The organism is Streptomyces sp. MCA2 (genome assembly GCF_023544705.1).
GTDB lineage: Bacteria > Actinomycetota > Actinomycetes > Streptomycetales > Streptomycetaceae > Streptomyces > Streptomyces decoyicus.
The window spans coordinates 1-25446 of the sequence record NZ_JAMJFM010000072.1; the positions used below are offsets into that span (position 1 = coordinate 1).

At 71.0% G+C, this 25446-nt stretch carries 20 protein-coding genes and 1 riboswitch; of the genes, 12 read left to right on the forward strand and 8 right to left on the reverse strand.

Annotation, left to right across the window (positions count from 1 at the left end; all coding sequences use genetic code 11):
* Nucleotides 1-172: 172 nt before the first annotated feature.
* On the reverse strand, nt 173-1726 hold the full coding sequence (locus M8I34_RS42060) for a murein hydrolase activator EnvC (RefSeq protein ID WP_374211038.1): 1554 nt from the start codon (nt 1724-1726) through the stop codon (nt 173-175).
* A 340-nt stretch (nt 1727-2066) separates the two neighbouring features.
* Between M8I34_RS42060 and rpsB the strand changes: the two genes are divergently transcribed.
* From rpsB to M8I34_RS37315, 5 genes are all read left to right on the forward strand, one after another.
* On the forward strand, nt 2067-2972 hold the full coding sequence (gene rpsB, locus M8I34_RS37295) for a 30S ribosomal protein S2 (protein ID WP_244418498.1): 906 nt from the start codon (nt 2067-2069) through the stop codon (nt 2970-2972).
* A 108-nt stretch (nt 2973-3080) separates the two neighbouring features.
* Nucleotides 3081-3917: a translation elongation factor Ts gene (gene tsf, locus M8I34_RS37300; RefSeq protein ID WP_250057357.1), complete on the forward strand. Its 837-nt coding sequence runs from the start codon at nt 3081-3083 to the stop codon at nt 3915-3917.
* Between the two features lie 162 nt (nt 3918-4079).
* A complete protein-coding gene (gene pyrH, locus M8I34_RS37305) occupies nt 4080-4850 on the forward strand; it encodes a UMP kinase (RefSeq protein WP_030087491.1) in 771 nt (256 codons plus the stop codon).
* Nucleotides 4851-5025: 175 nt separating this feature from the next.
* Entirely contained in the window at nt 5026-5583 is a 558-nt protein-coding gene (gene frr, locus M8I34_RS37310; protein ID WP_030087489.1) for a ribosome recycling factor, read from the forward strand.
* Nucleotides 5583-6752, forward strand: a complete 1170-nt coding sequence (locus M8I34_RS37315) for a phosphatidate cytidylyltransferase (protein ID WP_244418496.1) — start codon at nt 5583-5585, stop codon at nt 6750-6752. The genes frr and M8I34_RS37315 overlap by 1 nt, the downstream gene beginning before the upstream one ends.
* A gap of 679 nt (nt 6753-7431) precedes the next feature.
* On the opposite strand, the gene M8I34_RS37320 is transcribed toward M8I34_RS37315, so the two are convergent.
* A complete protein-coding gene (locus tag M8I34_RS37320; protein WP_250057359.1) occupies nt 7432-7653 on the reverse strand; it encodes a CarD family transcriptional regulator in 222 nt (73 codons plus the stop codon).
* A gap of 283 nt (nt 7654-7936) precedes the next feature.
* On the opposite strand from M8I34_RS37320, the gene rlmN reads away from it, so the two are divergent.
* From rlmN to M8I34_RS37340, 4 genes are all read left to right on the forward strand, one after another.
* Nucleotides 7937-9043 carry a 23S rRNA (adenine(2503)-C(2))-methyltransferase RlmN gene (gene rlmN, locus M8I34_RS37325; protein WP_030087483.1) on the forward strand — a complete coding sequence of 369 codons (1107 nt, stop codon included), beginning with the start codon at nt 7937-7939 and terminating at the stop codon, nt 9041-9043.
* Nucleotides 9044-9076: 33 nt separating this feature from the next.
* Nucleotides 9077-9197, forward strand: a riboswitch (TPP riboswitch).
* Between the two features lie 103 nt (nt 9198-9300).
* Entirely contained in the window at nt 9301-10374 is a 1074-nt protein-coding gene (locus M8I34_RS37330) for a thiamine ABC transporter substrate-binding protein (RefSeq protein ID WP_250057361.1), read from the forward strand.
* Between the two features lie 32 nt (nt 10375-10406).
* Entirely contained in the window at nt 10407-12074 is a 1668-nt protein-coding gene (locus M8I34_RS37335) for an ABC transporter permease (protein WP_374211039.1), read from the forward strand.
* Complete coding sequence (locus M8I34_RS37340) at nt 12075-13148, forward strand: ABC transporter ATP-binding protein (RefSeq protein ID WP_250057363.1); 1074 nt, start codon at nt 12075-12077, stop codon at nt 13146-13148.
* A 5-nt stretch (nt 13149-13153) separates the two neighbouring features.
* Here M8I34_RS37340 and M8I34_RS37345 read toward each other — a convergent pair whose 3' ends face one another.
* Nucleotides 13154-14083: a hypothetical protein gene (locus M8I34_RS37345; RefSeq protein ID WP_250057365.1), complete on the reverse strand. Its 930-nt coding sequence runs from the start codon at nt 14081-14083 to the stop codon at nt 13154-13156.
* 368 nt (nt 14084-14451) lie between these two features.
* Here M8I34_RS37345 and M8I34_RS37350 point away from each other — a divergent pair, with 368 nt between their 5' ends.
* Nucleotides 14452-16986 carry an SCO7613 C-terminal domain-containing membrane protein gene (locus tag M8I34_RS37350; protein ID WP_250057367.1) on the forward strand — a complete coding sequence of 845 codons (2535 nt, stop codon included), beginning with the start codon at nt 14452-14454 and terminating at the stop codon, nt 16984-16986.
* 129 nt (nt 16987-17115) lie between these two features.
* Here M8I34_RS37350 and M8I34_RS37355 read toward each other — a convergent pair whose 3' ends face one another.
* From M8I34_RS37355 to M8I34_RS37375, 5 genes are all read right to left on the reverse strand, one after another.
* On the reverse strand, nt 17116-18273 hold the full coding sequence (locus M8I34_RS37355) for a Rossmann fold nucleotide-binding protein (protein WP_250057369.1): 1158 nt from the start codon (nt 18271-18273) through the stop codon (nt 17116-17118).
* Nucleotides 18274-18437: 164 nt separating this feature from the next.
* Entirely contained in the window at nt 18438-19607 is a 1170-nt protein-coding gene (locus tag M8I34_RS37360) for a hypothetical protein (RefSeq protein WP_250057371.1), read from the reverse strand.
* The gene (locus M8I34_RS37365; protein ID WP_244418488.1) at nt 19589-20329 is read right to left on the reverse strand and encodes an ABC transporter ATP-binding protein; all 741 of its coding nucleotides are present in this window, start codon (nt 20327-20329) and stop codon (nt 19589-19591) included. The genes M8I34_RS37360 and M8I34_RS37365 overlap by 19 nt, the downstream gene beginning before the upstream one ends.
* A gap of 214 nt (nt 20330-20543) precedes the next feature.
* On the reverse strand, nt 20544-21905 hold the full coding sequence (locus M8I34_RS37370; RefSeq protein WP_250057373.1) for an aspartate aminotransferase family protein: 1362 nt from the start codon (nt 21903-21905) through the stop codon (nt 20544-20546).
* A 2-nt stretch (nt 21906-21907) separates the two neighbouring features.
* The gene (locus M8I34_RS37375) at nt 21908-22402 is read right to left on the reverse strand and encodes an Lrp/AsnC family transcriptional regulator (RefSeq protein WP_030087463.1); all 495 of its coding nucleotides are present in this window, start codon (nt 22400-22402) and stop codon (nt 21908-21910) included.
* Nucleotides 22403-22572: 170 nt separating this feature from the next.
* On the opposite strand from M8I34_RS37375, the gene M8I34_RS37380 reads away from it, so the two are divergent.
* A complete protein-coding gene (locus tag M8I34_RS37380; protein ID WP_250057375.1) occupies nt 22573-24027 on the forward strand; it encodes a gamma-aminobutyraldehyde dehydrogenase in 1455 nt (484 codons plus the stop codon).
* Nucleotides 24028-24164: 137 nt separating this feature from the next.
* A complete protein-coding gene (locus tag M8I34_RS37385; RefSeq protein WP_250057377.1) occupies nt 24165-25346 on the forward strand; it encodes a PotD/PotF family extracellular solute-binding protein in 1182 nt (393 codons plus the stop codon).
* Nucleotides 25347-25446 lie beyond the last annotated feature (100 nt).

The window sequence follows — 25446 nt, forward strand, 5'->3', positions numbered from 1 at the left end:
GCAGCCCGCAGCCCGCAGCCCGCAGCCCGCAGCCCGCAGCCCGAGGCGGCCATGGCTTTGTGGCGGGTGTTGTGGCGCGCTTTGCTGTGGATAGGGCTGCCTCGGCGTTTGGCCGACATCTTGTGGGGGCGCGACCGGCCTGCCTGCCTCAACTCCCGTCGATCACGGCTGGCTAGCGATCACCCACCGCCCGTCTGCGGCCGCGCCACTTCGCATCCCTCCGCTTTGTGGTGCCCTCCTCGCTCCCCATCGCACGAGCCCGATGGAGCCGGCCGAGTGCCCAGACCGCTGCGGCCGCGAGTCCGGCTGCTGCTATGAGGGCAGGTCCTGTCGGCGTTGTCCTTCGCTCCTGAGCTGTTGGTTCTGTCGGTACGGCTGAGCCCGGTGGTTCTGCTGGTCCCGGATGCCACGGGGCCACCGTGCGGCCGCCCGCCGGTACGGGAACCCCGAACACCGGCAGCAGTCGTGACGGGCCGCCGCGGAGCATGCTGCGGGGCAGCAGCGACAGCGGGTCCAGGTAGCTCTTGCCGCGGCGCAGGCCCCAGTGGAGGCATGGCGCCCGGCAGTGGAACGGGCCGCGTTGCAGAACGGCGACCGGTTGGCCTGCCGTGACGCGCTGGCCCTTCCGGGCCGTGGGGCGAACGGGTTGGTAGGTGGTGCGTAAGGGCGGATGGCCCGAGTGGGACACCTCGATCGTCAGGACGCCACGGCCCGCGACGGTCCCGGCGTAGGCAACCCGGCCAGGCGCCGCCGCCCGCACCACCGCGCCGGCGGGCGCGGCCAGGTCCACGCCGCGGTGCCCGGCCGCCCACGGCGAAGGAGGCGGCTCCCAGCCGCGTACCACCGTGGGCCCGACGCTCGTGGCTCCCCCCACCGGCCAGGCTCTGTCCTCACCCGGTGGGTCGGTACCCGGCGCGTCGGTACTCGGTGGGCGGGCACCCCGTGATTCGGCATGTGCCGCACCCCAGGGGCGTGTCACCGCTCTGGGACGTGTCAGGGTCCTGGGACGCGTCTCCGCTTCGGGACGCATCAACGCGCTGGCGCGTGCCACCGCTCTGGGCCGCGTCACCGCCTCGTCACGTGTCATCTCTGCGGCACCTGCCGTCATCTCCTCAGGGCGTCCCGCCACCGCCCCCGCCCCCTCGCCACGTCCCACCCCCGCCAGCCGATCCGCCACCCGCTCCACCCCGCGCTCAGCCCTCGTGGCAAAGGGCAGCGCGTCGGCAGCGCTCGCGGGTGCGGGGGACAGAAGGGTGAGTACCGCGGCTACGGCCGGGGCCAGCCGCGCACAGGCCGCGCGGGCCGGGAAGAAGCAGCTCGGCCCTTGTCCGGTCGGCTCGCCGCGCGGTGCCGGTGGCGAGGGCGCCGGTGGCCGGAAACGTGGACGGAAGCGTGACCGGGGAGGCCGAACCGGAGGGAAAGCCGAAGGAGGCGGAGTCAAGGGAGACGGAGTCAAGGGAGGGGGAGCCGAGGGAGGGGGAGCCATGGGAGGGCGCGGGGGAGGGCAGGGAAGGAGATCCGGCCGGTACCGCGGGCGGCGGTGGGCGGCCGGGGACGTCCCACCGCCGCCCGCAGCACCGGCCGGACCCGGGGAGCCCCAGATGAAGCCCGCGCGTAAGCCCAGGTGGAGGCCGCCGACGGCGCGGACGGTCCTGCCCGAGCCGGGAGATTGTCGAGTGCTTCGTCGGGGGGCCCGTCGCGCGTTCTGCTGGGTGTGGAGTCGCATGTCCCGACGGTGACGCAGGCCGTCGCGGCGGGGGGATCTTGGTCGGAAGCTGTGGATGGGGAGGCGGTTGTGGACAACGGTGTCACCCGCCGGGGGCTCGAAATGGTGTGTGTCGCCCGGTGCGTCGGCAGTCCCGTACACTTCTGATGGCGATCCGGGTCACCGGGTCGACTTCGCACGCCCCGCCGTCAGTGCACCAGTCCCTTTCGGGCAGCACGACGGCCGCGCTCCTCGGTCCTCGGACGACTCCGCAAGGTGTCTTCCCCGGCAGGCGCGTCGGGGCGTCAGGCACCGCGGCCGACCGGCCGCAGTGGAACCGAGTACAACAAGGAGTACGGCCATGGCCGTCGTCACGATGCGGGAGCTGCTGGAGAGCGGCGTCCACTTCGGGCACCAGACCCGTCGCTGGAACCCGAAGATGAAGCGCTTCATCTTCACCGAGCGCAACGGCATCTACATCATCGACCTGCTCCAGTCGCTGTCGTACATCGACCGCGCCTACGAGTTCGTCAAGGAGACCGTCGCCCACGGCGGCTCGGTCATGTTCGTCGGCACGAAGAAGCAGGCCCAGGAGGCCATTGCCGAGCAGGCGACCCGCGTGGGCATGCCCTACGTGAACCAGCGCTGGCTCGGCGGCATGCTGACCAACTTCTCGACCGTCTACAAGCGCCTTCAGCGCCTGAAGGAGCTCGAGCAGATCGACTTCGAGGATGTGGCCGCGTCCGGCCTCACCAAGAAGGAGCTCCTGGTTCTCTCCCGCGAGAAGGCCAAGCTGGAGAAGACCCTCGGCGGTATCCGCGAGATGCAGAAGGTGCCCAGCGCCGTCTGGATCGTGGACACCAAGAAGGAGCACATTGCCGTCGGTGAGGCGCGCAAGCTCAACATCCCGGTCGTCGCGATCCTCGACACCAACTGCGACCCGGACGAGGTCGACTACAAGATCCCGGGCAACGACGACGCGATCCGCTCCGTCACCCTGCTCACCCGCGTGATCGCCGACGCCGTCGCCGAGGGCCTCATCGCCCGCTCCGGTGCCGCCACCGGCGACCAGAAGCCCGGCGAGAAGGCCGCTGCCGCCGAGCCCCTGGCCGAGTGGGAGCGCGACCTGCTCGAGGGCGAGAAGAAGGCTGACGACGAGGCCCCCAAGGCCGAGGAGAAGCCCGCTGAGGAGGCCGCCCCGGCCGCCGAGGCTCCCGCCGCCGAGGCCGAGGCCGAGAAGCCGGCCGCGGACGCCGAGCAGGCCTGACCCGCAGCATCCGGCTGATGACGGCGGGGGAGGGCGCCACAAGCGCCGCCCCCGCCGTCCACCCGTAGATCTTTCGACTTCGAGATTTCGAGAAGAGATTCACAGACCATGGCGAACTACACCGCCGCTGACGTCAAGAAGCTCCGCGAGCTCACCGGCGCCGGCATGATGGACTGCAAGAAGGCCCTGGACGAGGCCGAGGGCGACGTCGACAAGGCCGTCGAGGCGCTGCGTATCAAGGGCCAGAAGGGCGTCGCCAAGCGCGAGGGCCGCTCCGCCGAGAACGGCGCCGTGGTCTCCCTGGTCGCCGACGACAACACCTCCGGTGTCATTGTCGAGCTGAAGTGCGAGACGGACTTCGTCGCCAAGGGCGAGAAGTTCCAGGCCGTCGCAGGCGAGATCGCCGCGCACATCGCGAAGACCTCTCCGGCCGACATCGAGGCTCTGCTCGCCTCCGAGATCGCGGCCGGCAAGACCGTCCAGGCGTTCGTCGACGAGGCCAACGCCACGCTCGGCGAGAAGATCGTCCTGGACCGCTTCGCGCAGTTCTCCGACGGCTTCGTGTCGGTCTACATGCACCGCACCATGCCCGACCTGCCGCCGCAGATCGGTGTCCTTGTCGAGCTCGACAAGGAGAACGCCGAGGTCGCCAAGGGCGTCGCGCAGCACATCGCGGCCTTCGCCCCGAAGTACCTCTCCAAGGACGACGTGCCGGCCGAGGTCGTCGAGGCCGAGCGCCGCGTCGCCGAGGAGACCACGCGTGCGGAGGGCAAGCCCGAGGCTGCCCTGCCGAAGATCGTCGAGGGTCGTCTCAACGGCTTCTTCAAGGACGCGACGCTGCTCGGCCAGCCGTACGCGCTCGACAACAAGAAGTCCGTCGAGAAGGTCCTCCAGGAGGCCGGTGTCACCCTGAAGCGCTTCGCGCGCATCAAGGTCGGCATCTGAGCCTGTCGCGAAGGCAGCGAATGACCTGCGACCCCGCTAGGGTCGTACGCAGTCGGCCGCTCAACGGCCGGCCGCAGATGTGACGAGGAGGCCATTGCCGCACAGGGATCTGAACCAGACCCACGGCAATGGCCTTCTTCGTATGTGCACGAGGAGAGCTCAATGATTCACGGTGCCGACGGCGCGCACACAGACCATCCCGGCCACGGCGGCAGGCGGCGCTTCCTGCTGAAGCTGTCGGGCGAAGCGTTCGCCGGCGGCGGCGGACTGGGCGTCGACCCCGATGTCGTGCACGCGATGGCCCGCGAGATCGCCGCCGTGGTGCGCGAGGGCTACGAGATCGCCATCGTGATCGGCGGCGGAAACTTCTTCCGCGGCGCCGAACTCCAGCAGCGCGGCATGGACCGGGCGCGTTCCGACTACATGGGCATGCTCGGCACGGTCATGAACTGTCTGGCACTCCAGGACTTCCTGGAGAAGGAGGGCATCGACTCCCGCGTCCAGACGGCGATCACCATGGGACAGGTCGCGGAGCCGTACATTCCGCTGCGTGCGGTGCGCCATCTGGAGAAGGGCCGGGTCGTCATCTTCGGCGCCGGCATGGGCATGCCCTACTTCTCCACCGACACCACCGCCGCCCAGCGCGCCCTGGAGATCGACGCCGAGGCCATGCTGATGGGCAAGAACGGGGTGGACGGGGTCTACGACTCCGACCCCAAGAAGAACCCGGACGCGGTGAAGTTCGACGCCCTCGAATACGGCGAGGTCATCACCCGGGACCTGAAGATCGCCGACGCCACCGCCATCACGCTGTGCCGGGACAACAAGCTCCCGATCCTCGTGTTCGAACTGCTCGCGGAGGGCAACATCGCGCGCGCGGTGAAGGGTGAGAAGATCGGCACGCTCGTCAGCGATCAGGGCACCCGGGCCTGACGGCCTCAACTGCCGTGATTCCGTCCGGGCATCGGCCTGTACGGGCGGCAGCCCCCGTACCGGGGAAGACCCCGGTACGGGGATGGACAACGGCCTGCCGGTCGGACACCGTGCAGGAGAAGACGCGCGGCAGGGGCGAGGCTCTGCTTCTTACCGAAAAGACCAGGAGCAAGTGGTGATCGAAGAGATCCTCCTCGAGGCCGAGGAGAAGATGGAGAAGGCCGTCGTGGTCGCCAAGGAGGACTTCGCCGCGATCCGCACCGGGCGTGCGCACCCGGCGATGTTCAACAAGATCGTGGCGGACTACTACGGTGCGATGACGCCGATCAACCAGCTGGCGTCGTTCTCGGTTCCCGAACCGCGGATGGCCGTGGTGACCCCGTTCGACAAGAGCGCGCTGCGCAACATCGAGCAGGCCATCCGCGACTCCGACCTCGGCGTCAACCCGAGCAACGACGGCAATATCATCCGGGTGACGTTCCCCGAGCTGACCGAGGAGCGCCGCAAGGAGTTCATCAAGGTCGCGAAGAACAAGGGCGAGGACGCGAAGATCTCGATCCGCAGCGTGCGCCGCAAGGCCAAGGAGACCCTCGACAAGCTCGTCAAGGACAAGGAAACCGGCGAGGACGAGGTGCGTCGCGCCGAGAAGGAGCTCGACGACACCACCGCGAAGTACGTCGCGCAGGTGGACGAGCTGCTCAAGCACAAGGAATCCGAGCTCCTCGAGGTCTGATGAACGAGTCTTCCTGGGGGGCCGCCCCGCCCGGCGCCGGTCAATGGGGGCCGCCCGACCACGGACCGGCCTCCTCGCTTCGCGGGGCGGCGCCCCCCGCCCCGGCGGGTCCCGTGCACGACTGGGGCGACGCGGCGCAGACTCGGCCCATGCCCTTCGTGCCCGGGCCAGGCGGACACCAGGACGACGGCCGGGAACATCGGGACATCCGGGATAACCGGGACCACCTGGACGACCGGGGGGCTGCTCGACTGAGCGGCCCCCTGTTCCGCGATGAAAAGCCGCAGGAGCCCATGCCCACCTCTCTTTCCGGGTCCGACAGCTCGCCGGACTCAGAGAAGCCGAAGAAGAAGAGCGCGGGCCGCAACCTGCGCGCCGCGATAGGGGTCGGCATCGGCCTCGGCGCGATCATCGTTGCGTCGCTCTTCGTCTACAAGCCTGTCTTCATCGGCGTGATAGCGATCGCCGTTGTCGTGGGCCTGTGGGAGCTGACCTCGCGGCTGGCGGAGCGCAAGGACATCAAGGTGCCGCTGGTGCCGCTCGCGGTCGGTGGCACCGCCATGGTGGTCGCCGGCTACGTCCGCGGTGCCGAGGGTGCCTGGGTGGCGATGGCGCTGACCGCGCTGGCCGTCCTGGTCTGGCGGATGACCGAGGCGCCGGAGAACTATCTGCGCGATGTCACCGCCGGGGTCTTCGCGGCGTTCTACGTGCCCTTCCTCGCGACGTTCGTGGCGCTGATGCTCGCGGCCGAGCCCGACGGGCCGCAGCGGGTACTGACCTTCCTGCTGCTGACCGTCGTCAGCGACACCGGTGCGTACGCGGTCGGCTGGCGGTTCGGCAAGCACAAGCTCGCACCGCGCATCAGCCCCGGCAAGACCCGCGAGGGACTCGTCGGCGCGGTGCTCTTCGCGATGGTGGCCGGCGCGCTGTGCATGCAGTTCCTGATCACGGACGGTGCCTGGTGGCAGGGCCTGCTGGTCGGCCTCGCGGTCGCCGCCAGCGCCACCCTCGGCGATCTCGGCGAGTCCATGATCAAGCGCGATCTCGGCATCAAGGACATGGGGACGCTGCTCCCCGGTCACGGCGGCATCATGGACCGCCTCGACTCCCTGCTGCCGACCGCCCCGGTCGTCTGGCTGCTGTTCGTGATCTTTGTGGGAGCCGGCTGAGCACAGGGTTTTCGTAGCCGGGAGCAGGGAGGCGGGCTTTGTCCCGCCGGCCGCTACGGTGCGTATGACGGGCCTTCCGATGCCCGTGAGGGGTCTGCCGCACGATGGGGCAGGCCCCTCTTCGCGCGTCTCGGGGGTGGTGGCTCCGCCGGTCGCGGCCAGGCTGTGGCCTGTGTGCCGCAGATCGTGGAAAGGGACTCCCTTGGCCCCGGCCCCCTTGAGAGCCGACGTCCACGTGTCATGGAAGGTGTTCCGGCGTGGCCTGTCGCCCTTCGGGCCGACGCACAGCAGTCCCGTTCGGCTGTCCCCCTCTCCGAAGATCGCATGCGTTCCTTGATGTCCGGAACGAGCGACGCGGGCGTGGAAGGCGCGGCGTCCCTGAGTGGCTCACGTGACACGGGCGTGCCCGTCGGCGGTCATCGCCGTGGCGCGGTTGAAGGGCCAGCGGCGGGAGGGGGGCGACGGGGCCGGGCGAGGTCGACGGGTGAGAAGGGCCGGCGGTGGTGGGGCGCCGTTCCTTCGTTGTCAGGGAGGCGGCAGCCTGAAGGGGCCGGACGCTCCGGAGAGGGGCGTGGGGGAGCGGCTGCTGCCGGGATGTGACTTGGCGCAGCGTGCGGGCTCGGCTAGGGGCCCCGCCGTCGTGGCTGGGCAGGCGGCGGCGCCGAACGGCGCGGGGTTCTCAGAGCTTGGCCAATTTGCTGAACGGACTCATGATCCGTGCCTGCACCGAACCGAAGTCGACAAGTACCGCGACCTCATCCTCGATGCCGATGACCCGGCCGAGGCCGTGCTCATCGTGTGTGACCCGGTCGCCCATCGCGAACTGCTTGGGAGGGCGCGTGACCGGGGGCTTGAAGGGGCTGGACGGCAGGTGGCGCCGGGCTACGGCAGGCTTTGTCATTAGCAGCAGTATGCGCCTGGTGAGCGGGCTGTCCCTAACACGCCTGCTAACGCAACCAAGCTGAGATCTCCGTCGGCGGTCACTTCTCACCCCGTTCCCATGGGTCCCGCGAGGCTGCGGACGCACCACCAGCTGGGTGCGAGTTGACGAGGTCATGCTGGTAGTCCGGCCGTCCGTGGGCCGTACGAGGCGGACCGCGAAGGGGAGAAGGCCGCAGTGGGTGACGGGCCCCTCGCCACTCGGACCTGGGCCCCCGTAAACGATCTGCCACACTGGACGGACCATGCCTGCACCCGGAGAACTCACTTTCGTCGCGCCGCGCGGGGCCAAGAAGCCCCCGCGGCACCTTGCCGATCTCAGCCCCGTCGAGCGTCGCGAAGCGGTGGCCGCGATCGGGGAGAAGCCGTTTCGCGCCAAGCAGCTGTCGCAGCACTACTTCGCCCGTTATGCGCACGACCCGGCGCAGTGGACCGACATCCCCGCGGCGGCGCGCGAGAAGCTGGCGAGCGAGCTGCTGCCGGATCTGATGAAGGTCATGCGGCACATCTCGTGTGACGACGACACCACGCGCAAGACCCTGTGGAAGCTGCACGACGGCACGCTCGTCGAATCCGTGCTGATGCGCTACCCCGACCGGGTCACCATGTGCATCTCCTCGCAGGCCGGATGCGGAATGAACTGCCCGTTCTGCGCGACGGGGCAGGCGGGACTGGACCGGAACCTGTCGACCGCCGAGATCGTGCACCAGATCGTCGACGGGATGCGGGCGCTGCGCGACGGCGAGGTGCCGGGCGGGCCCGCGCGGCTGTCCAACATCGTCTTCATGGGGATGGGCGAGCCGCTCGCCAACTACAAGCGGGTGGTCGGGGCGATCCGTCGGCTGACCGACCCGGAGCCCGATGGGCTGGGGCTGTCCCAGCGCGGCATCACCGTCTCGACGGTCGGACTGGTCCCGGCGATGCTGCGGTTCGCCGACGAAGGGTTCAAGTGCCGGCTGGCGGTGTCGCTGCATGCGCCCGACGACGAGCTGCGCGACACCCTGGTGCCCGTCAACACGCGCTGGAAGGTGCGTGAGGTGCTGGACGCGGCGTGGGAGTACGCGGAGAAGTCCGGGCGGCGGATTTCGATCGAGTACGCGCTGATCCGCGACATCAACGACCAGGCGTGGCGCGGTGACCTGCTGGGCCGGCTGCTGAAGGGCAAGCGGGTCCATGTGAACCTGATTCCGCTGAATCCGACGCCCGGCTCGAAGTGGACCGCCTCGCGCCCCGAGGACGAGAAGGCGTTCGTCCAGGCCATCGAGGCGCACGGGGTTCCGGTGACCGTTCGTGACACCCGCGGCCAGGAGATCGACGGCGCCTGCGGACAGCTCGCAGCCTCGGAGCGCTGACCGCCCGCTGGTACCGTGTGATCGAACAAATGCACATTCCGACAGGGGAGCGCCACAGCGCTGAGAGTGCGGAAGCGTCGTAGTCCTACGGTGCCCGCAGACCCTTGAACCTCGCCCGGGTCATTCCGGGTAGGAAGTTCGGTCGTCACTCATGCTGTTGCGCCCCGCCCGGATTCGCCTCCGTACGTCCTCCGACGTCGAGAGCCGCGGACACCGGGCGGGGCCGCGTCTCTTCCTGGCCAGCCAGGAGGAAGCCAGTGAGCATCACCAGCAGGATCACCGTCTCGGCGGTCGCCGCCGCGGTCGGGATAGCCGCGCTCGCCGCCTGCGGTACGCCGGGCGGCGGGGCGGACGCCAAGACCGTCACGCTCGTCAGCCATGACTCGTTCAACGTGTCCAAGTCGGTCCTGGCCGCCTTCGAGAAGGAGAGCGGCTACAAGGTCAAGATCCTCAAGGGCGGGGACGCCGGCAAGGCCGTCAACCAGGCGATCCTGTCCAAGGGCAACCCCCAGGGCGATGTGTTCTTCGGCATCGACAACACGCTGCTCTCGCGCGCTCTGAACGAGGGCGTCTTCAGCCCGTACGAGGCCAAGGGGCTGGCGAACGTGCCGGCCGGGCTACAGCTCGACAAGGGCGAGCACCGCGTCACCCCGCTCGACTACGGCGACATCTGCGTCAACTACGACCGCGGCTACTTCGCCCGGCACAAGACCGCGCCGCCGAAGACCTTCGACGATCTGCTCGAACCCCGGTACAAGGGGCTGCTGGTCACGGAGAACTCCGCCACCTCCTCCCCGGGGCTCGCCTTCCAGCTCGGCACCATCGCCAAGTACGGGCCGGACGGCTGGCAGGACTACTGGAAGAAGCTCAAGGCCAACGGCGTCGAGGTCGTCGACGGCTGGGAGCAGGCCTACTACGAGCGGTTCTCGGGCTCCGCGGCCGGCAAGGGCAAGGGCGACAAGCCGCTGGTGGTCTCCTACGCCTCCAGCCCGCCGGTCGAGGTGCTCGGCAAGAAGCCCGCGCCCAAGGAGGCACCCACCGGTGTCGCCACGGGCACCTGCTTCCGCCAGATCGAGTTCGGCGGTCTGCTCAAGGGCGCGAAGAACGCGAAGGGCGGCAAGGCGCTGCTGGACTTCCTGGTGAGCAAGGAGTTCCAGGAGGACGTACCGCTGAAGATGTTCGTCAACCCGGCGCGCAAGGACGCCAAGGTGCCGGAGCTGTTCACCAAGTACGGCGCCACGATCGACGAGCCGACGACGCTGCCTCCGGAGACGATCACCAAGAACCGCGAACAGTGGATCAAGCAGTGGTCCTCGCTCGTTCTGAAGTAACCCGCAGCCGGCGGCCCGCGCGGGGAACGGCGGTGCGGCTCGGCCTGATGGCGCTGCCGCTCGCCTTCTTCGCGCTGTTCTTCGCCTATCCGGTCGTGGCGATCGTCGGGCGGGGGCTGAAGGACGGCGGGCAGTGGCAGCTCGCCCGGATCGGGGCGGTGCTCGGCGACCCGGATGTCGTTCAAGTGCTGTGGTTCACCGTCTGGCAGGCGGCCGCGTCCACGGCGCTGACGCTGCTGGTCGCACTGCCCGGCGCCTATGTCTTCGCGCGCTTCGACTTCCCCGGCAAACAGCTGCTGCGGGCCGTGGTGGCCGTGCCGTTCGTGCTGCCGACCGTCGTCGTCGGCTCGGCCTTCCTGGCACTGGTCGGGCGTGGCGGGCTGCTGGACGAGCTGTGGGGCCTGCGCCTGGACACCTCGGTGTGGGCGATTCTGCTGGCGCACGTCTTCTTCAACTACGCCGTGGTCGTACGGACCGTCGGCGGGCTCTGGGGGCAGCTCGACCCGCGCCAGGAAGAGGCGGCGCGGGTGCTGGGAGCCGGCCGGTTCGAGGCCTGGCGGCGGGTGACCCTGCCGGCCCTGGGGCCCGCCGTCGCGGCCGCCGCGCTGATGGTCTTCCTCTTCACCTTCACCTCCTTCGGGGTGGTGCAGATTCTGGGCGGGCCCGCCTTCTCGACGCTGGAGGTGGAGATCTACCGGCAGACCGCGGACTTCCTGGATCTGCCGACGGCCGCCGTCCTCACCCTGATCCAGTTCGCGGCAGTGCTGGGCGTGCTGGCGCTGCACGCCTGGACGGTGCGGCGGCGGGAGTCCGCGCTGCGGCTCGTGGCGCCGTCGCAGACCGCTCACCGGCCGCGCGGCCGCGGCCAGTGGACGCTGCTGTGGGGGACCCTCGCCGTCATCACCGTCCTGCTGATCGCGCCGCTGGCCGTGCTCGTGGAGCGGTCGTTCGCCGGGCCGGACGGCTACGGAACGGTGTTCTACACCTCGCTGCGGTCCGCCGCCTCCGCCGACAGCACCTTCACCGTCGCGCCCCTCGACGCCCTGTGGAACTCCCTCGCCTACGCGGCCGCGGCCACCGCGATCGCGCTGGTGGTGGGCGGGCTGGCGGCCGCCGCGCTGACCCTGCCCCGGCTCCGCGGGGGCCCGTCCGGGCGGACGCCGCTGGCCGGCCGGTTCGTCCGCGGCTTCGACGCGCTGCTGATGCTGCCCCTCGGAGTCTCCGCGGTGACCGTCGGCTTCGGGTTTCTGATCAGCCTCGACGCACCCCCGCTCGATCTGCGTGCCTCGTGGTGGCTGGTGCCGCTCGCCCAGGCACTGGTGGGGGTGCCGTTCGTGGTCCGGACGATGCTGCCGGTCCTGCGGGCGATCGACGGACGGCTGCGGGAGGCGGCCGCCGTGCTCGGCGCCTCGCCGTGGCGGGTGTGGCGCGAGGTCGACCTGCCGATGGTGCGGCGGGCCCTGCTGATCGCCGCGGGCTTCGCCTTCGCCGTCTCGCTCGGCGAGTTCGGCGCGACGGTCTTCATCGCACGGCCGGACCAGCCGACGCTGCCGGTCGCCGTGGCGCGGCTGCTGGGACGTGCGGGAGAGCTCAACTACGGGCAGGCGATGGCCCTGTCGACCGTCTTGATGGTGGTGTGCGCCGGCGCCTTGCTGGTACTGGAGCGCCTGCGCCCCGTCGACCAATCCGGGGAGTTCTAGATGACGGCACGGGCCGGGACCACGGCGCAGGAGCTGCTACGGCTGGGCGGGGTGACCGTCCGCTTCGGCACGGCGGGACGTCCCGCGCTGGACGCGGTGGATCTGGACGTCGCGGCGCACGAAATCGTCTGCGTCCTGGGGCCGAGCGGCAGCGGCAAGTCCACTCTGCTGAGAGTCGTCGCCGGACTCCAACAGGCCGACGCGGGGCAGGTGTTGCTGGAGGGGCGGGAGCAGGCCGGGGTGCCCACCCACCGCCGCGGCGTCGGCATGATGTTCCAGGACCACCAGCTCTTCCCGCAGCGCGATGTCGAGGGGAACGTCGCCTTCGGGCTGCGGATGCGGCGCTCCGCCCGCGGCGACCGGGAGCGTACGGTCGCCGAACTGCTGGACCTCGTCGGGCTGCCGGGCGCCCAGCGGCGCGCCGTGGCCTCCCTGTCCGGCGGCGAACAGCAGCGGGTCGCGCTGGCCCGCGCGCTGGCCCCCCGCCCCCGCCTGCTGATGCTGGACGAGCCCCTCGGCCAGCTCGACCGCGGGCTGCGCGAACGGCTGGTCGTCGAACTCCGCCGCCTCTTCCGCGAATTGGGCACCACCGTCCTCGCGGTCACCCACGACCAGGGGGAGGCCTTCGCGCTCGCCGACCGGGTCGTGGTGATGCAGGAGGGCCGGATCGCGCAGACCGGCACCCCGCTGGAGGTCTGGCAGCGGCCCGCCACGGAATTCGTCGCCCGTTTCCTCGGCTTCGACAACGTGGTCGAGGCGACGGTGCAGGGCGAGGCCGCCGTCACCCCCTGGGGCAAGGTGCCGGTCCCGGACGGTACGGCGGACGGGCCGTGCCGCCTGCTCGTCCGGCCGGCCGGGGTACGGCTGACGGCCGCCCCGGAGGGCCTGCCCTGCACGGTCGCCGCCCGTACCTTCCGCGGTACCCATGTCGCGCTGCTGCTCCGGCCGGCCGGCGGACCGCAGGTGGAGGCGGCCTGCGCGCTGCGGGACGCGCCGGAGGTGGGGGCGCGGGTGGGCATCGCCTTCGCGGCGCAGGACGTGGTGGTGCTGGACGCCTCGGGCGCTGCGGGCTGACGCCCTCAGCGGGCCGCGACCTCCGTCTGCCGCTCACCGGCGGCCGGCGAGCCGGGCTCCGCCTCCGGCTCCGGTTCGCCGTACCAGGCGACCGCGACGGCACCGGCCACGGCCACCACGAACCCGAGGGCGGCGACCCAGCCGAAGCCCGGACGGGAGGAGTCGCCCAGCCACAGCACCCCGAGCATGCCGGGGACCACCGTCTCGCCCACCACCAGCGCCGCCGTGGCACCGTTCACCGAGCCGATCTGGAGGGCGACGGTGTGCAGATACATGCCCCCGATACCGGCCACCAGAATCGCGTACAGGGCGGGGTCGCCGAGCAGGGACGGCAGATGGAAGGGGGCCACCCCGTTCAGTACCCGTACGCCGATACCGAGCGCGCCGAAGCCCAGACCGGAGAGCAGGCCCGCGAGGATCGCGGCCCGTCCGCCGAGCAGACGCACGAGCAGGGTGCCGCCGCCGATGAGTACGACCGAGGCGGCGAGCAGCCACCAGTGTGCGGCGATCGGTGTGTGGCCGCTGCCTTCCGGACCGGCGGCCGTGGCCAGCAGCACCAACGCCCCGCACACCACGCCGATGGAGGTCCACTCCGCCCGGTTGAGCCGGATCCCGAGGAGCTTGATGCTCAGTACGGCAGTGATCACGAGGTTGGCGCTGATCACGGTCTGGGAAAGGAACAGCGGCAGCAGCCTGGCGGCCAGCGCGCCGAGCCCGAACCCTATGAAGTCCAGCACCGTGCCGACCATGAACTCCCAGGTCACGGCGGCTTTCGCGGTGGAGGACAGGCTGGGGCCGCCGTGCTGGGTGACACCGGTGGTCGACGCCTCGGCCGCTTCCCGGCGGGCGGACTTGCGTGAACCCACCGCCTGTAGGACCGAACCCGTGCCGTAGCAGGCCGACGCCGCTACCGCCGTCAGAAGGCCGATGATCACCAAGAGCTCCGTTCGCCCGCTGTCTGTCTTACTGTTCGTTGCCCGGCCTGGCAGACGCGCATTTCAGGACGGGAGTTGCCTCGGGTGGGCAGTACACCGAGTGGTCGGCGCACCGAGGCGGTGGGGGCCTGGAGGAGGACGCGGCGGAAGAGCGAGCCTCCCTCCCGGAGCCGACGACCGGGACCGGCCTCGGGCCTCAGGGCGGCATGAGTACGGGTACTCATGCCGCGGCCGACCAGACTACGCATACTCGCGCCATGCACACGGAATCGCCGGGTTGCCCGGACTGCGGAATGCCTCTGGGGTCACCTCCGCCCGCTTGGTGCACCCGTTGCCGGCTGCCCCTGACCGGGCCGGACGCCCTGGCGTTGTGGCAGGTCACAGGAGAGCTGCACGCGCTGGACGCACGCAGGCAGTGGCTGGCGCAGCGGCAGCACGACTTGCTGGCCGCGCTGCGGGTACGCCGGGACGCACCTGCGGGGACGCGGGCGGGCGCTCCCATGGGCGTTCCCGTGGGCGAGGCGGGTGCTTCGGTGCGGGAGATCTCCGCGCCGTCCGCCCGGACCGCGCTGCTGATCGTCGGCGGAGTGCTGGTGGTCGTGGCCGCGTTGGTGTTCACCGTGGTGAGCTGGGGACGGCTGGGCATCGGCGGGCGGGCCGCCATCCTGCTCGCGCTGACCGCGTGCGCGCTCGCACTGCCCCGTCCGCTGCGGCGGCGGCAGCTCACGGCCACCGCCGAGGCTTCGGCCGCGGTGGGACTCGCCCTGGTGCTCCTGGACGCCTACGCCGCACGGGAGGCCGGACTCGGCGGCCTGGACCTCGTCGGGCCGGCGGGCTACTGGGCGGTGGTCACCACGCTGACGGCAGTGGGGGCGGGGGCCTACGGCTGGTGGCAGCGGCTACGGATCCCGCTGCCCGTGGCATTCCTGACGGCGCAACTGCCGGGCCTCCTGGGCACCACGGCCTCGGGCGGAACGGCCGAGGACTACGCGACCGCGATGATCGCCACGGCCGCGATGGACTTCGCGGCCCTGTACGCGCTCGCCGCACACACCGCCACCGGCCCTGCCGGGCTCCGCGACCGGCTGGGCGGCGAAGGAGCCGCCACCGCCCTGGTCACGGGGGCCCGGGTGATCGGCGGCGGATGGGCGCTGCCGGGCGGGGCGCTCGCGGCGGCGCACGCGACGAGCGCCTCGGCACCGGCCGAAGTGATGCGGGCCTGGGTGCCGTTGGGGCTGCTGGTGCTTCTGGGGACGGCGCTGTGCCGCGGCTTCCGCACATTGCCGTTCGCGCTGCGCTGCGGTGCCGAAGGCGTGGCCGTCGTGGCGTTGACCGTGGCGATCGGAGCCGGCCTGCGGTGGGTCGTGCCCTCGGGCTGGGACGTGGCCGGATACGCGGCACCGGCCGCGCTCATCATGGTGTGGGCGGCGGTGTCCTCTGTGCGCAGCGGCCGGTGGGCGAAGCCTGCGGAGGGCGGCCCGCTCGCACCGCTGCCCGAAGCCGCGGCCGCGGCGGGAGAGCTGGCCGCCGCCTCGGTCATGCTGCTGCTGACCGGTGTGCTGGTGCTGCCGGAACTCGTGTACGCCCTCACCCGGCCCGTCGTCCCCGGCATCACGCTCTGGCTCGACGGTCAACCGCCGCGGTGGAGCTGGCAGCTCGCGACCGCGCCGCTGTTCGTGCTCTGGCTGGTCGCCTCCGTCCTGGCCGCCCTGGCCGTACTGCGCGCCCGTGCCGTCGGCGACGGGCACCTGGACCGAGCGGCGAACGCGCTGCGCAACGCCGCGGCACTGGCCGCCGTCCCCGCGCTGCTCCTGATGCCGGTCGCGGTGGGACTGCCGTACGCCTGGGTGCTTGCGGCCGCCGCTGTGGTGACCGTCGCCGTAGCGGTGGACGTCGTGCGCCGGCCGGGGGCCGCACTCGTACCGCGGCTGTCGGCGCTGGCCGCGAGCGGCGCGCTCGCCCTGCTGTGGTCGTCGGCCGACCGGGCCGCCGTGCTCGCGGTGTGCGGGACCTTCGCCGCGTCGGCCGCGGTACTCGCCCACGTCCTCGCGGCGCCGACCGCCTCGCCCGCCGAGCGCACGACGGCGCGTGTCGCGGGGGCGTTCGCCGTCCTCGCCCTGGGCGTCGAGGCGTTCGCGTCCGGACTCACCGCCGGACTGCCCGGGCACCTCGCCGCGTTCGCGGTGCTCGCGGTCGCGGTCCTTGCCGCCTGCGCCGCAGCGGCGTGGCACCGGATCCCGGGGCGTGAGCAGGTCTCCACGGCCGTGGAGGGCGCCGGGTATGTCCTTGCCGCGACCGCCCTCGCCCTGACGGCCCCTCATCCCGACGCGCTGAGCGTCGCCCTCGCCGTGTCCGGGGTCGCGGGCCTGGCCCTCGCGCTGCGCCCGGACCGCCGCCGCGCCGCCCTCGCCGGAACCGCCCTGCTCATCGCCTCCTCCTGGGTGCGCCTCTCCCTGGCGGGCGTCACCTTCCCCGAGGCGTACACGCTCCCGGTCACGGCAGCCGCGCTGGTCATCGGCCACCGCCGCCGTACGGGCAACCCCGAGACGGGCTCCTGGCCCGCCTACGGGGCGGGGCTGAGCGCGACCATGCTCCCCAGCCTCAGCGCCGCGTTCAACGACGGGAACTGGGTGCGCCCGCTGCTCCTGGGCACGGCGGCCCTGCTCGTCACCGTGGTCGGCGTACGCACCCGCCTCCAGGCACCGCTGGTCGTCGGCAGCGGCGTACTCGTGCTGGTCGGGGTGCACGAACTCGCCCCGACCGTGGTCCAGGTGCTCGGCCTCGTCCCCCGCTGGGTGCCACTGGCCGCTGCCGGCCTGCTCCTGCTGCTGCTCGGGGCCACCTACGAGAAGCGGATCGACGAAGCCCGCCGCCTGCGTGACACGGTGCGCAGCATGGGGTGAGCCTCCGGCACGGACCTGCCCCTGCATGCAGGGTGGCGCACGGAGACCGGCCCTGATCTGCGGCTGCGGGATTGTCCTCAAGGCTCGGGCGGTAGCGGGGCCTTGGACGAGGGGCATGCCGCCGCCCGGTCAGGAAGGCGCCCCCTCCGCGAGGCGGGCCAGCGCCTCGGGGGCTTCGTCCACCGAGTCGACCAGCGCGATCCGGGCCGCCATCGGGCGCTCCGCCGCCAGCGCCCGGAGCAGCGGCCAGGCGGGGAGCTTCTCGGTCCAGTGCACGCGGTCCACCAGCACCATCGGGGTCGGCCCGCCCCGCGACTGGTAGTAGTTCGGGGTCGCGTTGTCGAAGATCTCCTGTACGGTCCCGGCCGCGCCCGGGAGGAAGACCACGCCGGCGTTGGAGCGTGCCAGCAGGCCGTCCTCGCGCACCGCGTTGACGAAGTACTTCGCTATGTGGGACGCGAAGGCGTTCGGCGGCTCATGTCCGTAGAACCACGTGGGGATGCCGACCGAGATGCCGCCGCCGGGCCGGCTCCGCCGGATGTCGAAGGCGGCCCGTGCCCACTCCGTGATCGAGGGCGTGAAGTGCGGCGATTTGGCGAGGACTTCCAGCGCCGAGTCGAGCATGCCGTCCTCGAAGGGCGCGGCGTACGCCCCGAGGTTCGCCGCCTCCATCGCGCCGGGGCCGCCGCCGGTCGCGACGGTCAGCCCGTTGCGGGTCAGCCGGCGGCCGAGCCGGGCCGCGCCCGCGTACGCCGCGGAGCCGCGCTCCAGGGCATGGCCGCCCATGATGCCCACCACCCGGGCGCCGGCGAGGTGCTCGTCCAGGGCATCGGATACGGCGTCGTCGTGGATGCCCCGCAGCATCGAGGCGAAGATGTCGCCGTCCGCTTTGGTCTGTTCGAACCAGTGGTACGAGCGGGCGTCCGGGGTGGCCTCGTAGCCGGCGTCGGCCAGCCCCTCGAAGAGTTCGTCCGGGCTGTAGAGGCCGCCCCGGTAGGGATCGAACGGCAGGCCCGGTACGGGCGGGAAGACCAGGGCGCCCCCGGCTCGTACCTTGGCGGCGGCGTCCGGTTCCATGGCGCAGCCGAGGAACACGGAGTCCGTGGTGTCCGCGCCGAGCAGCGCGAACGTACGGTCCGTCAGATCGACCGACTGGACGCGGTGTCCGGCGAGGCCGCCCGAGGCGATGACCCGGTCGAACTCCGCCAGGGATTCGATCTCGTAGTCGCGGTTGTCGTCGTGGGCGCGGGGGCGGCGGGACGCTGAGGGCTCAGAATTCGACTGCACGTCCGACATGTTAGGACCGCGGTGTCCCGGCCTCGGGGCCGAGGTGCCCGTCCCGGCGCCGTGCGTCCGGCGGCTCCCGCGTGCGCTCCGGGACCCGGGCGCACAGGGGCCGGGGCGTGGGGAGCCGTGCGCCCCGCCGGGGCCCCGGCCCCCGCCCGCTCAGCTCAGTGCACCAGCGGAAGCGTGGCCATCTCCGCGACGGTCCAGGTCAGCGGAGCCAGGACGATCACCAGGGCCAGGGCGCGCAGGGCCGCGGCGCGGTGCAGGACGGAGGCGGAGGCGCCCAGGCGGCGGAGGGCGGCCGTGGTGTGGGCGCGGGCCGAGCGGGATTCCACTGCGGCGGTGAGCGCGCTGGCGGTGACACAGGCCAGGACGACCGCCGCGCCGACCGCGGTGAGCGGACCGAACGGACGGGCGGGCGAGGCCTCGTACACCTTCATGGCGGCGTACGCGGCGGAGGCGACCGCACACAGGACCCCCAGCGGGCGGCCGAGGCGGTATGACTCCTCCTGGAGCACCCGCCCGGACAGCAGACGCAGCGCGCCGGGCCGGCCGGCGCAGAGGAGCCGGCCGCACAGATGCACCAGACCGGGTCCGGCCAGCACGAGGCCGAAGGCCGACAGCGCCCAGCCGGCCAGCACACCGGGCGGGCTGCCGATCAGCCGGCCGGGGAGCGGCAGCAGTCCGCCGTGGCCGCCGGTGCCGCGGCTGGTGTACGCCTCGATCGCCAGGCCGGCCGCTGCCAGGGCGATGCCCCACGGGAGGCCGGAGGGCGGGGCGATCCTGGGGCGGGCCTCGGTCCCGGTCTCGGCGGCGCCTGCCTCGTGGCGGGGGCGCAGCGCGACGGCGGTCGCGGCCGCGGCGGTCAGCGGCACGATCGCCAGCAGCATGAGGGCGCCGACGAGCGGCACCGGATGGCCGGCCCCGAGCAGATCGGCGTCGAATCCGGCAGCGGACGGGCCGCCGAGGTCGCCGCGGAGCCGGAGGAAGACCAGCAGGGCGAGGAAGACGCCGAGCAGGCAGGTCAGCGTCGTGGAGACGGTGGCGAGCAGGGTGAGACGGAGCGGGCCCAGGCCGGCGGCGGTCATCCCGCGCTGGAGACGGGCGGCGGGATCCGTACGGGCCGTGGACACCGCGAACTGGGCGGTGGCGGCGAGCGGGGCCGTGCACCACAGCAGGCGTACCAGTGACTCGTCGGCCGCGGACGGGTGACCCGCGGCATGGCCGACGGTGGAGAGCAGCAGGAAGCCGGTGCCGGCCGCCGCGACGGCGACGGCGAGGCGGCGCAGCAGGACGAGGGGGTGCGAGCCGCGGGCTAGACGGAGAGCGAGCACGCTGCCCTGCTTTCCTCATCGGAGGACCCGGCGGTGGCGGACGCGGCGGTCGAGGGGCGGCCGTCGAGGAGCGCGAGGGACCGGTCGGCGAGCGTGGCGACCTCGGGGTCATGGGTCGCCAGGACGACGGTGATCTGGTGCGAGCGGGCCGCGGTGGTGAGGGTGCGCAGCACCTGCGTGCCGTCGGAGCGGTGCAGCGGGGCGGTCGGCTCGTCGGCGAACAGCACCTGGGGGGTGGTGGCGAGCGCACGGGCGATGGCGACGCGCTGGCGCTGGGACTGGTCGAGCTGCCGGGGGCGGCGGCCGGCGCACATGCCGACATCGAGGCGGTCCAGCCATTCCACGGCGGTGTGCTTGGCGGAGCGGGTGCCGGTGCCGCGGAGCAGGAGGGGGAGGGCGGCGTTCTCCCAGGCGGTGAGCTCGGGGACGAGGTGCGGTTCGGTGTCGATCCAGCCGAACCGGTCCAGACGCAGCCGTTCGCGGCTCGGGGAGGACAGCGTGTGCACGGGGGCGCTGTTGAACCAGATCTCGCCCTCGGACGGGACGAGTTGACCGGAGAGACATTTCAGGAGGGTGGTCTTGCCACTGCCGCGCGGGCCGGTGACGGCGAGGATCTCGCCTTCGCGGACGCCGACGGAGACTCCGGCGAGGGCGGAGGTGCCGCCGTGCGTGTGGTGCAGGCCGCGGGCCCAGAGAACGTCGTTGTCAGGCGGGGCCACCATCTGCGCACCTCTTGTTGTAGGCGTCGAATCGTTCCCCCGACCGGGTGAACGACCATGGAGGGTATCGGTCACTAGCACGGTAAAGACTGGTGACCCCCGGTATTCGACGCTTGGCAGCACAACGGCCCAGATTCACTCGTATGGCTTGAAGTGAGTGAATCCGGGCCGTTGGGTGTTCAGTTGTGCAGGGCTGTACCGGGGGGTGGCCCTGGGATCAGAGCTTGGTCCAGGCCTCGGTGAGGACGGAGCGCAGGATCTGCTCGATCTCGTCGAAGACCGGCTGGTCGGCGATCAGCGGCGGGGCGAGCTGGATGACCGGGTCGCCACGGTCGTCGGCGCGGCAGTAGAGACCGTTGTCGTACAGCGCCTTGGAGAGGAAGCCGTACAGGACGCGCTCGGTCTCCTCGTCGTTGAAGGACTCCTTGGTGGCCTTGTCCTTGACGAGCTCGATGCCGTAGAAGAAGCCGTTGCCGCGGACGTCGCCGACGATCGGCAGGTCGTGCAGCTTCTGGAGGGTGCTCAGGAAGTTGCCCTCGTTGTCGAGGACGTGCTTGTTGAGGCCCTCGCGCTCGAAGATGTCGAGGTTGGCGACGCCGACGGCCGCGGAGACCGGGTGGCCGCCGAAGGTGTAGCCGTGCAGGAAGGTGTTGTCGCCCTTGTAGAACGGCTCGGCCAGGCGGTCGGAGATGATGCAGGCGCCGATCGGGGAGTAGCCCGAGGTCATGCCCTTGGCGCAGGTGATCATGTCCGGGACGTAGCCGAACTTGTCACAGCCGAACATCGTGCCGAGGCGGCCGAAGGCGCAGATGACCTCGTCGGAGACGAGCAGCACGTCGTACTGGTCGCAGATCTCGCGGACCCGCTGGAAGTACCCGGGCGGCGGCGGGAAGCAGCCGCCGGCGTTCTGCACCGGCTCCAGGAAGACCGCGGCAACGGTCTCGGGGCCCTCGAAGAGGATCTGCTGCTCGATCTGGTCGGCGGCCCAGCGGCCGAAGGCCTCGGGGTCCTCGCCGTGGATCGGGGCGCGGTAGATGTTGGTGTTCGGCACCTTGTGCGCGCCGGGGACCAGCGGCTCGAAGGGGGCCTTCAGGCCGGGCAGGCCGGTGATGGACAGGGCGCCCTGCGGGGTGCCGTGGTAGGCCACCGCGCGGGATATCACCTTGTGCTTCATCGGCTTGCCGACGAGCTTGAAGTACTGCTTGGCCAGCTTCCAGGCGGTCTCGACGGCCTCGCCGCCACCGGTGGTGAAGAAGACCTTGTTCAGGTCGCCCGGGGCGTGGTGGGCCAGGCGCTCGGCGAGCTCCACGGCCTTGGGGTGGGCGTAGGACCACACCGGGAAGAAGGCCAGCTCCTGCGCCTGCTTGTAGGCGGTCTCGGCGAGCTCGACCCGGCCGTGGCCGGCGTTGACCACGAACAGGCCGGCGAGACCGTCGATGTAGCGCTTGCCCTTGTCGTCGTAGATGTTGGTGCCCTCGCCGCGCACGATCGTGGGCACGGGGGCATTCTCGTACGACGACATGCGGGTGAAGTGCATCCACAGGTGGTCGTAGGCCGTCTTGGAGAGGTCGCCGCTCATCGTTATCTCGTTCCCCAGGTGTAGGTCTGCTTCCGGAGCTTGAGGTACACGAAGCTCTCGGTGGTCCGGACGCCGGGAAGCGTCCGGATCCGCTTGTTGATCATTTCCAGAAGGTGGTCGTCGTCCTCGCAGACGATCTCGATGAGGAGATCGAAGGAGCCTGCCGTCATGACGACGTACTCGACCTCTTCCATGGTCGTCAGGGCGTCGGCCACGGGGTCGAGGTCACCTTCGACGTTGATGCCGACCATTGCCTGCCGACGGAAACCGACCGTGAGGGGGTCGGTGACCGCGACGATCTGCATCACGCCTTGGTCGAGCAGTTTCTGTACGCGCTGGCGTACCGCCGCCTCGGACAGGCCGACAGCCTTGCCGATCGCGGCGTACGGACGGCGCCCGTCCTCCTGGAGCTGCTCGATGATCGCCAGGGAGACGGAGTCGATCGTCGGGGTTCCGGTTCTGTCATGACTGTTTCGAGAGGCCGCCACGTCGTTCACTGTGCACGAGCCTCGTCCGTCTTGCAACCCCCAGACGATGAAATTAGTCGTGTCGCGATCGAAATTTCACTGATTCCGTTGTTCCTGGGTGGCGGGTGTGTTGAAAACGTGGGTTCCATGGCTAGGGTGGATGTTCAAACCACCAGACTTCTGACTGAAGGGGGCGCACAGTGACCACCGCACTGCGTCGTCTGCGCAACTACATCGACGGGGAGTTCCGGGACGCCGCCGACGGGCGGACCACGGAGGTGGTCAACCCCGCCACGGGTGAGGCGTACGCCACCGCCCCGCTCTCGGCCGCCGCCGACGTGGACGCGGCCATGGCCGCCGCCGAGGCCGCCTTCCCCGCCTGGCGCGACCTGATCCCGGCCGAGCGCCAGAAGGTCCTGCTCAAGATCGCCGACCGCTTCGAGGAGCGGGCGGAGGAGCTGATCGCCGCCGAGTCCGAGAACTGCGGCAAGCCGATCGCGCTCGTACGGTCCGAGGAAATCCCGCCGATGGTGGACCAGATCCGCTTCTTCGCGGGTGCCGCCCGGATGCTGGAGGGCCGCTCGGCCGGCGAGTACATGGAGGGCTTCACCTCCATCATCCGCCGCGAGCCGGTCGGCGTCTGCGCCCAGGTCGCCCCGTGGAACTACCCGATGATGATGGCCGTGTGGAAGTTCGCCCCGGCGCTGGCCGCGGGCAACACCGTCGTCATCAAGCCGTCCGACACCACCCCGGCCTCCACGGTGCTGATCGCCGACATCATCGGCAGCGTGCTGGACGAACTGGGCCACTCCCGCGGCGTCTTCAACGTCATCTGCGGTGACCGCGAGACCGGCCGGCTGATGGTCGAGCACAAGGTCCCCGCGATGGCCTCGATCACCGGCTCCGTGCGGGCCGGTATGCAGGTCGCCGAGTCCGCTTCCAAGGACCTCAAGCGGGTCCACCTGGAGCTGGGCGGCAAGGCGCCGGTCGTGGTCTTCGAGGACACCGACATCGCCAAGGCCGTCGAGGACATCTCGGTCGCCGGCTACTTCAACGCCGGCCAGGACTGTACGGCCGCCACCCGCGTCCTGGTCCACGAGTCCATCCACGACGAGTTCGTCTCCGCGCTGGCCAAGGCCGCGTCGGAGACCAAGACCGGCGCGGTCGACGACGAGGACGTGCTCTACGGGCCGCTGAACAACGCCAACCAGCTCAAGCAGGTCAAGGGCTTCATCGAGCGGCTGCCCGCGCACGCCAAGATCGAGGCGGGCGGCGAACAGGTCGGCGACAAGGGCTACTTCTTCGCCCCGACCGTCGTCTCGGGCCTCAAGCAGGACGACGAGATCGTCCAGCAGGAGGTCTTCGGCCCGGTCATCACCGTCCAGTCCTTCTCCGAGGAGAAGCAGGCGCTGGAGTGGGCCAACGGCGTCGAGTACGCGCTGGCGTCCTCGGTGTGGACCAAGGACCACGCCCGCGCCATGCGGATGTCCAAGAGCCTCGACTTCGGCTGTGTGTGGATCAACACCCACATCCCGCTGGTCGCCGAGATGCCGCACGGCGGGTTCAAGAAGTCCGGCTACGGCAAGGACCTCTCGGCCTACGGCTTCGACGACTACACCCGCATCAAGCACGTGATGACCTCGCTGGACGGCTGAACCGGCCGGCCCGGCCGGTCCGGGGATCTTCACCGTCGAGCGGCACGGAACGCTCGACACACCGTCGCGGGCGGAGGCCCGGCAACTGACGCTCTGTCTCTTGCCGCCTCCGCCCGCGGCACGTGAGAGTGCTCGCCATGGCTGATCTTTCGCGGCGTGCGCTGCTCCGGGGTATGGGCGGAATGGGTGTGACGGGGGCGCTGGCCGCCATGACCGGCTGCGGGGTGCCGCCCGCGTACGTCAAGGAGGCGGACCGCGGGGGTGCGGACCGTTCGGCGCGGGACCGGAAGATCGTCTTCGCGAACTGGCCGCTCTACATCGACGTCGACGACCACCACAAGCAGCGCCGGCCCACCCTCGACGCCTTCGAGCGGCGCACCGGGATCTCCGTCACGTACACCGAGGAGATCAACGACAACGACGAGTTCTTCGGCAAGGTCAGCCCGGCGCTGATGAACCACCAGAGCACCGGCCGGGACCTGATCGTCATCAGTGACTGGATGTGCGCGCGGTTCGTGCGGCTGGGCTGGGTCCAGAAGATGGACCGGGCGGCCCAGCCGCATGTCGCCGAGAACCTCGACCCGCTGCTGCGCACCCCGCACTTCGACCCGGGCCGTCTGCACTCCGTGCCCTGGCAGTCCGGGATCACCGGCATCGCCTACAACCGCAAGAAGCTCGGCCGGGAGATCAAGCACACCTCCGACCTGTGGAAGGACGATCTGCGCGGCCGGGTCACCCTGCTCTCCGGGCTCGACGAATCGTTCGCGCTGCTGATGCAGGGGGACGGGGTGGACATCACCCGCTGGACGGCCGACGACTTCCACCGGATGACCGACCGGATCCGCCGCCTGGTGAGCCGGGGCCACATCAGGCGGTTCACCGGCAACGACTACATCAAGGACCTGGACTCCGGGGATGTGCTCGCCGCGCAGGCCTACTCGGGCGATGTGATCCAGCTCCAGGCGGACAACCCGGACATCGAGTTCGTGGTGCCGCAGGAGGGCGCCGAACTCTGGGCGGAGAGCCTGCTGATCCCCGACCTCGCGGAGCACAAGCGCAGCGCCGAGCGGCTGATCGACTACTACTACCGGCCTGAGGTCGCCGCGGAGCTGGCCGCCTGGGTCAACTACGTCTGTCCCGTACCGGCCGCGCGCGAGGTGCTGGCCTCCTCCAAGGACAAGGAGCGCGCCGCGCTCGCCGAGGATCCGCTGATCTTCCCCGACGACGCGATGCGCAAGCGGCTGGCCATCGCCCGCGACATCACCTCCAAGGAGCGGACCGCATTCGCCAAGGAGTGGAACGCGATCGTGGGGCTGTGAGCATGCTGGCCGCGCCGGCCGTGCGGTGTCCTCTGCCGTGAGGCGCCTCCTTATATCCCGGCAACGATTACAGAGAGTAATCGGTTCCCTGGTGCTGCGT

Bases quoted from the DNA above. Each gene is read 5' to 3' on its own strand.
- M8I34_RS42060 (WP_374211038.1), bottom strand. From the start codon at position 1,726: ATGCGACTCCACACCCAGCAGAACGCGCGACGGGCCCCCCGACGAAGC.
- M8I34_RS37315 (WP_244418496.1), top strand. From the start codon at position 5,583: ATGAACGAGTCTTCCTGGGGGGCCGCCCCGCCCGGCGCCGGTCAATGG.
- M8I34_RS37385 (WP_250057377.1), top strand. From the start codon at position 24,165: ATGGCTGATCTTTCGCGGCGTGCGCTGCTCCGGGGTATGGGCGGAATG.
- M8I34_RS37370 (WP_250057373.1), bottom strand. From the start codon at position 21,905: ATGAGCGGCGACCTCTCCAAGACGGCCTACGACCACCTGTGGATGCAC.
- M8I34_RS37340 (WP_250057363.1), top strand. From the start codon at position 12,075: ATGACGGCACGGGCCGGGACCACGGCGCAGGAGCTGCTACGGCTGGGC.
- tsf (WP_250057357.1), top strand. From the start codon at position 3,081: ATGGCGAACTACACCGCCGCTGACGTCAAGAAGCTCCGCGAGCTCACC.
- M8I34_RS37320 (WP_250057359.1), bottom strand. From the start codon at position 7,653: ATGACAAAGCCTGCCGTAGCCCGGCGCCACCTGCCGTCCAGCCCCTTC.
- pyrH (WP_030087491.1), top strand. From the start codon at position 4,080: ATGATTCACGGTGCCGACGGCGCGCACACAGACCATCCCGGCCACGGC.
- rpsB (WP_244418498.1), top strand. From the start codon at position 2,067: ATGGCCGTCGTCACGATGCGGGAGCTGCTGGAGAGCGGCGTCCACTTC.
- rlmN (WP_030087483.1), top strand. From the start codon at position 7,937: ATGCCTGCACCCGGAGAACTCACTTTCGTCGCGCCGCGCGGGGCCAAG.
- M8I34_RS37365 (WP_244418488.1), bottom strand. From the start codon at position 20,329: ATGGTGGCCCCGCCTGACAACGACGTTCTCTGGGCCCGCGGCCTGCAC.